Source organism: Paraburkholderia sp. LEh10 (assembly GCF_017814945.1).
Classification (GTDB): Bacteria; Pseudomonadota; Gammaproteobacteria; order Burkholderiales; family Burkholderiaceae; genus Paraburkholderia.
Genome location: NZ_JAGIPX010000068.1, coordinates 1 through 12,113, shown reverse-complemented (window position 1 = coordinate 12,113; position 12,113 = coordinate 1). Strand labels below are relative to the sequence as shown.

The following is a 12,113-nucleotide window of genomic DNA, read 5'->3' as shown; positions in this document are numbered from 1 at the left end:
ACGATGCAGCACGTCAAGCAAAACAGCATCATGTTCGAAATATCAGCAGCGAAATGCAAAGGGTGGTCAGGAAACCGATCAGCAATTCCATCTCGAACTCCTCGAAGAATGGCGTCGCTGGCTGGTGTCCGACTGGCTTGCTGACGGCAAAGGAAAACTGAAGGGCGCGATGCGAGCGCGCAGGGTGAAGCTCTACGGTAACACGTGTCGAAGCAGGAGAACCCGGCTTCAGGCTGCCTTGCGTTCGTAGAAAGTAAGCGGCACGGCTTGCGTGTGATGCTCAACGCCACAGCGGCTGGCGCAGACGCCGCTTTGCGCCATCACTTCCCGCACGGATGCTTCGCATTTGCCGCAACACATCGCGACGCCCAGTTCGAACTGAAGTTCGTCGAAGGTGTCGATGCCTTCGGCAATCGACGCACGAATTTTCCGGTCGGATACGGACTTGCACACGCAGACGATCATGACGGCTACCGATAGCTAACGTTAATGCGAATTATTATCATTTTGTTTGATCCGTTTGGCAAGCGTTGACGGCAAATTTTTGTAACAAAACCAGCTTGTTAGAAGGGTTTCGTCCCTAATGGCGTGCGCGTTGCCGGCGCTCAGGCGGCGTGGGAATCGGGCGCGGCGGTGCGGCGCGACGGAATGTGCACGCGCTCCACAGGCGCATCGACGCCGAGCAAGGTCGCTGCCAGCTGCTTCAGGTGCGCGCCGTCGCTCGTCGAACAGAAGCGCGGCTGCGGCGCGGCATCGCGCGGGGGCGAGCGCAGCCCTTGTTGGTCGAGCACGCGCTCCAGCTGGCGGGCGATCGCGACGCTCGTGTCGATCAGCGTGAGGCGGTCGCCGGCGATCTCGCGGATCGCGGCATCGAGAAACGGATAGTGCGTGCAGCCGAGCACGAGCGTATCGGCGCCCGCGTCGAGCATGGGTTGAACGTAGCTTTCAAGCAGCGCGCGCAATTCGGGGGAGCCGATGTCGCAGCGCTCCACGGCTTCCACGAGTCCGTGTCCGGGCTGGCCCAGAAACCGGCAGTCGCTGCCGTGCCGCGCCAGCAAATCCTGGAAGCGGGCGCTGCGCAACGTCACGCGCGTCGCGAGCACGCCTGCCACACGCGATTTCGATTGCTGCGCGGCCGGCTTCACGCCCGGCTCGACGCCGATCAGCTGGATCGGCAGCTTCTCGCGCACCAGCGCGATCGACTGCGCCGTCGCCGTGTTGCACGCGACCACCAGCGCCTTCGCGCCCTGCGCCACGAGCCACTCGCCGATGGCGAGCGTGCGGTCGGCGATGAAGTCGTCGTCGCGCTCGCCATACGGGGCGTACAACGAATCGGCGACATAGATGAGCGCTTCGTTCGGCAATAGCGTGCGCACCGCGCGCAGCACCGACAAACCGCCGAGACCTGAATCGAAAATCCCGACAGGCGCGCGCGGATCGAGCGAGGCGATGGGCGGCAACGAAGAGAGCGCAGCGGAGGCGGGGGACGAAGCGGTCATGGTTTCAGCGGAAGCCATATAGGAAAATCCGCGCAGCTCTGTCGAGAAACGTTGCGCGGATCGGGACCGCAGAAGTGTAGCAGGAGGCGAGACGCGATTTGCGTCGCGTTGTCTTATTCCGGCGAGCCCATCGCCGATTGCTGGTAGTTCTGGATGCCCACCTTGTCGATCAGGTCGATCTGCGTTTCGAGCCAGTCGATATGCTCTTCGGTGTCGTCGAGAATCGTCGTGAAGATTTCGCGCGAGATGAAATCGCGCACCGACTCGCAATACGCAATCGCCTCTTTGCAGGTGGTTTGCGAGATCTGTTCGAGCTTCAGATCGCATTCGAGGATTTCCTTGGTTTCCTCGCCGATCAGCAGCTTGTGCAGATCTTGCAGATTAGGCAGCCCATCGAGCATGAAGGTGCGCTCGATCAGCAGGTCGGCGTGTTTCATTTCGCCGATCGACTCGTCGTACTCATGCTTGCCAAGCTTGTCGAGACCCCAATGCTTGTACATCCGCGCATGCAGGAAGTATTGATTGATCGCGGTCAGTTCGTTTTTCAACTGGGCGTTCAGATATTCGATGACCTTTTTGTCGCCTTGCATGATCTTTCCTCGTTGGTACTTTGGTTTCCAACAACAATAAACGCCATAACTTCAAAAGCCAAGGACGAAAGCGGTTGCTGAGAATCATTAACGCAACTTAATTTGTATTTTGCGTGAACAATAAAAAAGCCGGGACTATAACGTCCCGGCTTGCGTGCAACAAAGAAAAATTTTAAGCAGTGGCGACGGGGATCTTGCCGATCTTCGCTTGCCATTCCTTCGGACCCGTCTGATGAACCGACGTGCCGTTCGAATCGACGGCGACCGTCACGGGCATGTCCTGCACGTCGAATTCGTAGATCGCTTCCATGCCGAGGTCTTCGAATGCGAGCACCTTCGCGCTGCGGATCGCCTTCGACACCAGGTATGCCGCGCCGCCCACGGCCATCAGATATGCGGCCTTGTGCTTCTTGATCGCCTCGATTGCGACGGGGCCGCGCTCGGCCTTGCCGATCATCGAGATCAACCCCGTTTGCGCGAGCATGGTTTCCGTGAACTTGTCCATCCGCGTGGCCGTGGTCGGGCCTGCCGGGCCGACGGCTTCGTCGCGGACCGGGTCGACGGGGCCGACGTAATAGATCACGCGGTTCGTGAAATCGACGGGCAGCTTCTCGCCCTTCGCGAGCATGTCGGCGATGCGCTTGTGCGCGGCGTCGCGGCCCGTGAGCATCTTGCCCGACAGGAGCAGTGTCTGGCCCGGCTTCCACGATGCGACTTCTTCTGGCGTCAGCGTGTTCAGATCGATGCGCTGGCTCGTCTCCGTGTTGGGCGCCCACGTGACCTTCGGCCATGCGTCGAGCGACGGCGCTTCGAGCTTCGCGACGCCCGAGCCGTCGAGCGTGAAGTGCGCATGGCGCGTGGCCGCGCAGTTCGGGATGATCGCGATCGGCTTCGAGGCCGCGTGCGTCGGTGCCGCCATGATCTTCACGTCGAGCACGGTCGACAGGCCGCCGAGACCCTGCGCGCCGATGCCGAGCGCGTTGACCTTCTCGTGCAGCTCGACGCGCAGTTCCTCGATCCAGTCCTGCGGGCCGCGCGCAATGATGTCCTGAATGTCGATCGGGTCCATCAGCGATTCCTTCGCCATCACCATCGCCTTCTCAGCCGTGCCGCCGATGCCGATGCCGAGCATGCCGGGCGGACACCAGCCCGCGCCCATCGTCGGCACGGTCTTCAGCACCCAGTCGACGATCGAATCCGACGGGTTGAGCATCGCGAACTTCGACTTGTTCTCCGAGCCGCCGCCTTTCGCGGCGACCTGCACGTCGACCTTGTCGCCCGGCACGATCTCGTAGTGGATCACGGCGGGCGTGTTGTCCTTCGTGTTCTTGCGCGCGCCTTCGGGCGGATTCACGATCGACGCGCGCAGCACGTTGTCGGGGTTCAGATAACCGCGGCGCACGCCTTCGTTGATCATGTCGGTGACGCTCATCGTCGCGCCGTCCCAACGCACGTCCATGCCGACCTTCACGAACACCGTGACGATGCCCGTGTCCTGGCAGATCGGGCGCTTGCCTTCGGCGCACATACGGCTATTCGTGAGAATCTGCGCGATGGCGTCTTTCGCAGCCGGGCTCTCTTCGAGCTCGTACGCGCGGCCGAGCGCCTCGATGTAGTCGAGCGGATGGTAATAGCTGATGTACTGCAGCGAGTCCGCAATACTCTGGATCAGATCTTCCTGTTTGATGACGGTCATGGCTAGGCTCAGTGGGGCACTGGTGAGGTAGTGAGGCGCTGGTTATCGCGATCGCGTCAGGACGTGGTCGGTCATGCGCCTTCAGGGGAGGTGGAAATCGGTTGCTTCACATGCCGCGCTGCGGGCTCGTGAAAATGCTCGGGATGCGTGTGTGTCGTCAGGCGGTCGACGAAGGCCATCACCAGCGCGGACACGAGGAACGCGACATGGATGATCACCTGCCACATCACGGCATGCGTCGTGTGCTGGTCCGGATCGATGAAGGTCTTCAGCAGATGAATCGACGAAATGCTGATGAGCGCCATCGACAGCTTCACCTTCAGCACGCCCGCGTTCACATGGTCGAGCCATTCGGGCTCGTCGGGATGGCCTTCCACACCGAGCCGCGAGACAAACGTTTCGTACCCGCCGACGATCACCATGATCAGCAGGTTCGAGATCATCACCACGTCGATCAGGCCGAGCACGACGAGCATGATGCTCACTTCGTCGAGCGTCATCGAGTGGGAGACGAGGTGCCACACTTCCTTGAGAAACAGCACGACGTACACGGCTTGCGCTGCGATCAGGCCCAGGTAGAGCGGCACTTGCAGCCACCGGCTCATGAAGATCACGGAGGGCAGAAGGCGCATGCGGCGCGGCGGGCGGGGGAAGTCGGGGCGCGGTGCAGTCATGGGTATTCGGCGAAATGTTGGCGCTTCGTGGTGGATGACAGCGGGCACGGGCGCGCTCGCAGCGACGGGGCCGATCACACGCAAAGCGGACAACCGACGCAACGTACGACGCGGCACGGCGGTGCGTCGGGCCGGCGGAGCGCGTTGGGCGCGTTATTGTACAGCGTGATCCGTGACAGCCGTGTCGAGGCGGGCAGGTCGGCCCGACAACGCACGACGCGGCGCGCTGGAGACGGTGCCGCGCGCCATGCGAAAGCCGACGCTACGACGCAACGGGCGGCACACGTCTGACCTTCAGGCTGGCGAGCGTGATGCCCGCGATAACGCATGCGAGCGCGACGCCATGCGCGAGCGTCGGCCGCTCACCGAGGAACACGATGCCGTAGACGGCGGCCGCCACGGGCAGCACCGCGCTGAACACGCCCGCGAGGCTGCCTGGCACGTGCCGGATACCCTTCATCCACAACCAGAACGAGAAGATGCTGGCCGACAGGCCGTACCAGAGCACGAGCGCCCAGATGCTGACAGGGACGCTCGCATAGTCGAAGGCAAGGAGCGCGGATACGCCGAGGGGAAGCATCAACAAAAGACCGAACAGATGTGTGTACGCGCAGATGTCGATGGGCGCGAGCGTCTGCGTGAGACGGCGCGACAGGATCACGTAGAGCGACTCGCAGCACACGGCGCCGAGCACCATCAGGTTGCCCGCGAACGAGCTCCCGCTTGCCGCGCCCGCTGCCTGATCCGCATGCGCGAGATTGATGACGACTATCCCTGCGATCGCGAGCGCGATCGATGCGAGCGCGCGGCCATCCGGTTTCTCCTTGAGAAAGATCCACGAGAACAGCGCGACCACGGCGGGAATCGTGCTCGTGATGACACCCGCCGCGACGGCGCTCGTCCGGTGCACGCCATTAAGCATCAGCAGCGTAAACCCGAATGTGCCGAACAGCGCCTGCATGAACAGATTGAGCCATTCGCCCGCCTTCACGCGGCGCAGCTTGCCCATGCGCAACAGCGGCCACAGCACCGCCATCGCGATCACGAAGCGCAGCAGGGCGAACAGGGGAACGGGAACGAACGCGACGATCGACTTGCCGATGCCGACATTGCTGCCGACGAGCAGCATCGCGGCGACGAGAAACAGTGAGTAGCGGTTCAAGCTGGAATCCATACGGCGAGTTCAGTTAGCATTGTAAAAGGGCGCTAACAGCGGCGCAAAGCGAGCGGGCAGGTGCGAGGATTGCATCCTGTTTGCTACGCGGCGCGCCATGAGCCGTCGAGCCTGGTGGTTTGCCGACCGGACGGTCGGCCCGTGCGTAAGTGCGCGGTAAGTTGCAACGCTTATCGTGGGAACTGATCGAAGCTAATGACAGGCATGCGGCCCACGCGATGTTGCAGTGCCGCATCTGCCATTCGCCGAATCGCTACGTGCCCGCCGATGCGGACGGGCGCGAGGGTGGGAGACACGCCGCGAGCCAGCATGATGCGCGGTGCCGCCAGGACGACATGGAGCGACGGGTTGCGCCGGCTTGAGGCCGGCATGCATCGCGAGCGCCGGCAAGGATTGACGTTTCATCTTCACCAAGGGGTAGTCGATGTCTGCGATTGAATCGGTTCTTCAAGAACGCCGCGTGTTTCCGCCTTCCGCCGAAATGACGGCGCAGGCAGCAGTGTCTGGCATGGACGCGTACAAAGCGCTCGCCGCAGAAGCGGAGCGCGATTATGAAGGGTTCTGGGGCAGGCTGGCGCGCGAGACGCTCAGCTGGAAAAAGCCCTTTACGAAGGTGCTCGACGAAACGGATGCGCCGTTCTACAAATGGTTCGACGACGGCGAGCTGAATGCGTCGTACAACAGCATCGACAGGCACGTCGAGGCGGGCAATGGCGAGCGCGTCGCGATCATCTTCGAAGCCGACGACGGCACCGTCACCAACGTCACATACAACGACCTGCTGCAGCGCGTGTCGCGCTTCGCGAATGCGCTGAAGAAACGCGGCATCAAAAAGGGCGACCGCGTCGTCATCTATATGCCGATGTCGATCGAAGGCGTCGTCGCGATGCAGGCTTGCGCGCGGATCGGCGCAACGCATTCCGTCGTGTTCGGCGGCTTCTCGTCGAAGTCATTGAATGAGCGTCTCGTCGACGTCGGCGCCGTCGCGCTGATTACATCCGACGAACAGATGCGCGGCGGCAAGGCGCTGCCGCTCAAGAACATCGCCGACGAAGCGCTCGCGATGGGCGGCTGCGAGGCGGTCAGGAGCGTGATCGTCCATAAGCGCACGGGCGGCAAGATCGGCTGGGACGACAGTCGCGACCTGTGGATGCACGAGCTCGCCGCAAGCGAATCGGACGAGTGCCCGCCCGAGTGGGTCGGCGCCGAGCATCCCCTCTTCATCCTCTACACGTCGGGTTCGACGGGCAAGCCGAAGGGCGTGCAGCACAGCACGGGCGGCTATCTGCTGTGGGCCGCGCAGACGATGAAGTGGACCTTCGACTGGAAGCCCACGGATGTCTTCTGGTGCACGGCCGATATCGGCTGGGTGACGGGCCACAGCTACATCACTTATGGCCCGCTCGCGCTCGGCGGCACGCAGGTCGTGTTCGAAGGCGTGCCGACTTACCCGAACGCGGGCCGCTTCTGGGAGATGATCCAGAAGCACAAGGTCAGCGTGTTCTATACCGCGCCGACGGCGATCCGCTCGCTGATCAAGGCATCGGAAGCCGACGCGAAGGTGCATCCGAAGAGCTACGACCTGTCGTCGCTGCGCATCATCGGCACGGTCGGCGAGCCGATCAACCCGGAAGCGTGGATGTGGTACTACGAGAACGTCGGCGGCTCGCGCTGCCCGATCGTCGATACATGGTGGCAGACGGAAACGGGCGGCCACATGATCACGCCGCTGCCGGGCGCGACGCCGCTCGTGCCGGGCTCGTGCACGCTGCCGCTGCCGGGCATCATGGCCGCGATCGTCGATGAAACCGGCCAGGACGTGCCGAACGGGCAGGGCGGCATTCTCGTCGTCAAGCGTCCGTGGCCGTCGATGATCCGCACGATCTGGGGTGACCCCGAGCGCTTCAAGAAGAGCTACTTCCCCGAAGAACTCGGCGGCAAGCTGTACCTCGCGGGCGACGGCTCGGTGCGCGACAAGGACACCGGCTACTTCACGATCATGGGCCGTATCGACGACGTGCTGAACGTGTCGGGTCACCGCCTGGGCACGATGGAGATCGAGTCGGCGCTGGTGGCGAATCCGCTCGTCGCTGAAGCGGCCGTGGTGGGCCGTCCCGACCAGACGACGGGCGAGGCGGTGTGCGCGTTCGTCGTATTGAAGCGTGGGTGTCCCGAAGGCGAAGAAGCAGCGAAGATCGCGGCGGAATTGCGCAACTGGGTCGGCAAGGAAATCGGCCCGATTGCGAAGCCGAAGGACATCCGCTTCGGCGACAACCTGCCGAAGACGCGTTCGGGCAAGATCATGCGGCGTCTGTTGCGTTCGCTTGCGAAGGGCGAAGAGATCACGCAAGACGTGTCCACGCTGGAGAATCCCGCGATTCTCGACCAGTTGGGCGAGTCGCGCTGAGGGCTGCCCGGCGGCGTGAGGTCTTGAAGACACAAGCGGCGCATCCAATGAGGATGCGCCGTTTTCATTGATGGTTCTCCACTCGTTTCGAAGTGCCGTGCGAACCGTTGCGCGGACAACCCCGATTGCCGATGCAACACGTTTTTGATAAACAGGCGCATGGCCGCGCCACACCGCACCTCGCGTCACAACATCAATCCGTTGCCCGAGCCGCCGCCCGTGACTGAGGCGATGGCGCGCGCGCACGCCCGCTACTGGCGCTTCAACATCGTGTTGATCGTGGCGTTGATGCTGATCGGCTTCTTCGTCTCGTTCATCGTGCCGCTCGTCGCGCGCAGCCTCGCGCCCGTGCGTTTCGCGGGCTTCAGCCTGCCGTTCTACATGGGCGCACAGGGCGCGATCCTCGTGTACCTGATGCTGATCGTCATCTATATCGTCCTGATGCAGCGCGCCGACGCGGTGCTGCAACGCGCGCTCGAAGCCAGCGCGCAGGACGATCTGGCCGGGTGCGCCGCCGACCGATGAAGCTCGCGCATCGGCTGATCCGTTCATATTCGCTCTACACGCTGGGCTTTTTTGCGTTCATCTATCTGCTTTGGCGGATCGAGGCCGCGAACGGTCCCGGCATGTGGATCGGCTATGTGTTCCTGTTCGTGCCGATTGCCGTGTATGCCGTGATCGGCCTGCTGTCGCGGACTTCCGATCTCGTCGAATACTACGTGGCGGGGCGGCGCGTGCCGTCCGCGTTCAACGGCATGGCGACGGCGGCGGACTGGCTGTCGGCGGCTTCGTTCATTGGTCTTGCGGGCTCGCTCTACGCGACGGGGTACGACGGCCTCGCGTACACGATGGGCTGGACGGGCGGCTACTGTCTCGTTGCGTTTCTGCTAGCGCCGTATGTGCGCAAGCTTGCGCGCTACACGATTCCCGATTTTCTCGGCACGCGTTTTTCGAGCAATGCGGTGCGCGGACTGGCCGCGCTGTCGGCGATTCTCTGCTCGTTCGTCTATCTCGTCGCGCAGATTCAGGGCGTTGGGCTGATCGCGACGCGCTTCATCGGCGTCGACTTCGCGATCGGTATTTTCTGTGGACTCGCCGGCATTCTCGTATGCTCGTTTCTCGGCGGCATGCGGGCGGTGACGTGGACGCAGGTCGCGCAGTACATCATCCTCATTGCGGCGTTTCTGATTCCCGTGTCGATGATTGCGCACAAGGACGGCCTCGGCTGGGTGCCGCAATTCGACTATGGACGCCTGATGGAGCGCGTCGAGTCGCTCGAGCGCGGCGCGCGCGAGTCGCCATCGGAGCAGGCGGTGCGCGACGATTACCGGATGCGCGCGGCGTTGATCCAGACGCAGATCGACCGGCTGCCGCAGTCGTATATCGACGAGAGGGGCCGTCTCACCGAGCAGCTCGACGATTTGCGGCGGCACAATGGACCGTTGCGCGAGATCGCCGATCTCGAGCGGCGTATCTCGCGCCTGCCGCGCGACGCGGCGACGGCGCAGATCGTGTGGGCGCAGCAGCGCGATGAAATGATGCAGCGCGCGGCCGCGCCCGTGCCGATGCACGAGCCGTATCCCGCTGCGAGCGAGGACGAGCGGCGGCTGCACAAGCGCAATTTTCTGTCGCTGCTGCTGTGTCTTTCGTTGGGAACGGCGAGCTTGCCGCATATCCTGACGCGCTATAACACGACGACGTCCGTGGCGTCGGCGCGGCGCTCGGTCGGCTGGACGCTGTTCTTCGTCGCGCTGTTCTATCTCACGGTGCCCGTGCTCGCGGTGTTGATCAAGTACGAGATCCTGTCGAATCTCGTTGGGCATCGTTTTTCCGAACTGCCGCAGTGGGTGATGCAGTGGCGGCGCATCGAGCCGTACCTGCTCAGTATCGCCGATGTGAACGGCGATGGCATCGTGCGCTGGAGCGAGATCCAGATGCAGCCGGATATGGTGGTGCTGGCCGCGCCGGAGATCGCGGGGCTGCCGTACGTGATGTCGGGGCTGATCGCGGCGGGGGCGCTCGCGGCCGCGCTGTCGACGGCCGATGGACTGTTGCTGACGATCGCCAACGCGCTCTCGCATGATGTGTACTACCACATGGTCGATCCTGAGGCGTCGAGTCAGAAGCGGGTGACGATCTCGAAGATTCTGCTGCTTGGGGTGGCGTTGTTCGCGTCGTATGTGGCCTCGCTGAATACGGGGAATATTCTGTTTCTGGTGGGCGCGGCGTTCTCTCTGGCGGCGTCGAGTCTGTTCCCTGTGCTCGTGCTCGGCGTGTTCTGGAAGCGCACGACGCGGCTGGGCGCGGTGGCGGGGATGCTCGCCGGGCTGGGTGTGTGCATCTACTACATCGTGTCGACGTACCCGTTCTTTACGCAATTGACGGGCTTTGTCGGGCCGCGCTGGTTCGGCATCGAGTCGATCAGCTCGGGCGTGTTCGGCGTGCCGGCGGGGTTTGCGGTGACGGTGCTCGTGAGTCTCGTGGATCGGAAGCCGGATGCGTACACGCGCGCGCTGGTGGACTATATCCGGCATCCCTGACTGCGTTCTCCATCCAATGGAGGTGGCAACCGCGCGAGACTCTGCTATAATGCGCGTCCCGCCGGAGAGATGGATGAGTGGTTTAAGTCGCACGCCTGGAAAGCGTGTATAGGTTAATAGCCTATCGGGGGTTCGAATCCCCCTCTCTCCGCCAGGACCGAATACAAGCCCGTGATTTCACGGGCTTTTTTATTTTTATCGGCGGCTTACCCCTACAGCGATTCGACTGCGTTTGGCTTGCAGAACGTACTAGAACCGTTGGGGTGGGGTCGACATGGGGAAGGATCGACACGCAAAGAATCACTCGTCGCCTTTCCGAGGCGGGTATGGAAGCGCGGCAAGCGGAAGCGTTGGCAAGCGCGCTGCGCGACTTACTTGTGCCCACCATTGAGGTAACGACTTCCGATTTAGGTCGTGCAGTGGAGACCCCCAAGGTTCATTTGATCGCAGCGCAGATGCTGATTACGGGTGCGCTGTTTCTTGCGCTTAAATTCATACCGTGACTTCGCGTACCCGATGGTGCACCCCGGACGAGAACGCCACGTCATATGGGCCAGCCAATCACAGGCGCGGGTGCCGGACATGTCGCCAATAAGGCCGTACTTTTCAAGGCTAATCGCGGCCCACTTCGTGGTGCGCCCCGGATAAAGCGAGCCATACGCGGCCGACGGCACCGTGCCCACCTTGTCGCCGCCCATCATTTGCACCAGCGGATCAAACTGGTGAACAACGCGTCGTCGCCCTCAATCTGGCAGCCGTGCCACCCGTCGAAATCAGGTTGCGTCACTCGTCCGCGCCGACTCGCCCGCGCATGGCCGAAATCGCCCTTTGAACCATGTTCGCCTGGTTCTTGAACGCGCGTTCGCTCAACGTGCGGCCGCGCATTTCGATCACCTTCAGCACGTTCATGAAGGCGGCTTCGTTCTCTGCGCCTCGTACGTTGCCGAACATGGCCAAATACCGGCCGCCTTTTATGCCCGCAGCATTGTTTTGCGCGTCCGCTTCAGTTTTCATACTTTTCTGATCGTGCATGGCCCGGTTTTCCGGTCAAGTGCGCGATGGCCTCGGTGTGAGCTCAGGTTGGCATCTATTCATTAGCATTACTGATAAAAGATGGAAGCAGGCATGAGAGACACAGCATGAAAAACCATTCACGCTACAGCTCCGATGTCTACAAGGCGCCCGCGCGCGCTGGAGATTGCCGGACCCGCGCTGCCGCGCTGGACGCCGCCCTACACCGACATGCGGGCCGAGGGTGAGGATACCCGGCCCGTGCTGGTCCCCATCAGCCTGGCGGGACGCGAAAAGATCGGCAGGCCGTACCGCTACGTCGTGCTTTGCAGGACGGATATCGAACTGCCGTCATATCCGGACCGCACCACGCTTGAACTGGACAGCATTGTCGGTACGCCCGTCACGATCTCGATTGACCTTCCGGGCAGGGGCACATTCATTCCCGGCCTGCCGGGCGACACGGGCCGGGGCAACGTCGGTTTCGGGGTGCGCGAGATTTCCGGCATGGTCACGAAGGCG

The 12,113-nt window shown here is 62.6% G+C and carries 11 protein-coding genes, 1 tRNA gene and 1 pseudogene; 6 read left to right on the top strand and 7 right to left on the bottom strand.

Annotated features, from left to right (window positions below; all coding sequences use genetic code 11):
- Nucleotides 1–228: 228 nt before the first annotated feature.
- The 6 genes from J8I87_RS35735 to J8I87_RS35710 form a co-directional block, all read right to left on the bottom strand.
- Nucleotides 229–465 carry a bacterioferritin-associated ferredoxin gene (locus J8I87_RS35735; RefSeq protein WP_209937032.1) on the bottom strand — a complete coding sequence of 79 codons (237 nt, stop codon included), beginning with the start codon at nt 463–465 and terminating at the stop codon, nt 229–231.
- Nucleotides 466–605: 140 nt separating this feature from the next.
- Nucleotides 606–1,499 carry a glutamate racemase gene (murI, locus tag J8I87_RS35730; protein ID WP_245254397.1) on the bottom strand — a complete coding sequence of 298 codons (894 nt, stop codon included), beginning with the start codon at nt 1,497–1,499 and terminating at the stop codon, nt 606–608.
- 113 nt (nt 1,500–1,612) lie between these two features.
- Nucleotides 1,613–2,089: a bacterioferritin gene (gene bfr / locus J8I87_RS35725; RefSeq protein ID WP_209937030.1), complete on the bottom strand. Its 477-nt coding sequence runs from the start codon at nt 2,087–2,089 to the stop codon at nt 1,613–1,615.
- 172 nt (nt 2,090–2,261) lie between these two features.
- Nucleotides 2,262–3,785 carry a fumarate hydratase gene (locus tag J8I87_RS35720; RefSeq protein ID WP_209937029.1) on the bottom strand — a complete coding sequence of 508 codons (1,524 nt, stop codon included), beginning with the start codon at nt 3,783–3,785 and terminating at the stop codon, nt 2,262–2,264.
- Between the two features lie 71 nt (nt 3,786–3,856).
- Nucleotides 3,857–4,459 carry a TIGR00645 family protein gene (locus J8I87_RS35715; protein ID WP_209937028.1) on the bottom strand — a complete coding sequence of 201 codons (603 nt, stop codon included), beginning with the start codon at nt 4,457–4,459 and terminating at the stop codon, nt 3,857–3,859.
- 262 nt (nt 4,460–4,721) lie between these two features.
- Nucleotides 4,722–5,621: a DMT family transporter gene (locus tag J8I87_RS35710; RefSeq protein WP_209937027.1), complete on the bottom strand. Its 900-nt coding sequence runs from the start codon at nt 5,619–5,621 to the stop codon at nt 4,722–4,724.
- 436 nt (nt 5,622–6,057) lie between these two features.
- On the opposite strand from J8I87_RS35710, the gene acs reads away from it, so the two are divergent.
- The 5 genes from acs (at nt 6,058) to J8I87_RS35685 (ending at nt 11,083) form a co-directional block, all read left to right on the top strand.
- The gene (gene acs, locus J8I87_RS35705) at nt 6,058–8,040 is read left to right on the top strand and encodes an acetate--CoA ligase (protein WP_209937026.1); all 1,983 of its coding nucleotides are present in this window, start codon (nt 6,058–6,060) and stop codon (nt 8,038–8,040) included.
- A 159-nt stretch (nt 8,041–8,199) separates the two neighbouring features.
- Complete coding sequence (locus J8I87_RS35700; RefSeq protein ID WP_209937025.1) at nt 8,200–8,565, top strand: DUF4212 domain-containing protein; 366 nt, start codon at nt 8,200–8,202, stop codon at nt 8,563–8,565.
- Nucleotides 8,562–10,580: a sodium:solute symporter family protein gene (locus J8I87_RS35695; RefSeq protein ID WP_209937024.1), complete on the top strand. Its 2,019-nt coding sequence runs from the start codon at nt 8,562–8,564 to the stop codon at nt 10,578–10,580. Before J8I87_RS35700 ends, J8I87_RS35695 begins: the two co-directional genes overlap by 4 nt.
- A gap of 63 nt (nt 10,581–10,643) precedes the next feature.
- Nucleotides 10,644–10,734: transfer RNA gene (locus tag J8I87_RS35690), tRNA-Ser, on the top strand.
- A gap of 172 nt (nt 10,735–10,906) precedes the next feature.
- Nucleotides 10,907–11,083 carry a hypothetical protein gene (locus tag J8I87_RS35685; RefSeq protein WP_209937022.1) on the top strand — a complete coding sequence of 59 codons (177 nt, stop codon included), beginning with the start codon at nt 10,907–10,909 and terminating at the stop codon, nt 11,081–11,083.
- 280 nt (nt 11,084–11,363) lie between these two features.
- Here J8I87_RS35685 and J8I87_RS35680 read toward each other — a convergent pair whose 3' ends face one another.
- The gene (locus J8I87_RS35680; RefSeq protein WP_209937021.1) at nt 11,364–11,531 is read right to left on the bottom strand and encodes a hypothetical protein; all 168 of its coding nucleotides are present in this window, start codon (nt 11,529–11,531) and stop codon (nt 11,364–11,366) included.
- Nucleotides 11,532–11,747: 216 nt separating this feature from the next.
- On the opposite strand from J8I87_RS35680, the pseudogene J8I87_RS35675 reads away from it, so the two are divergent.
- A pseudogene (locus J8I87_RS35675) lies at nt 11,748–12,113 on the top strand (hypothetical protein); the annotation flags it as partial.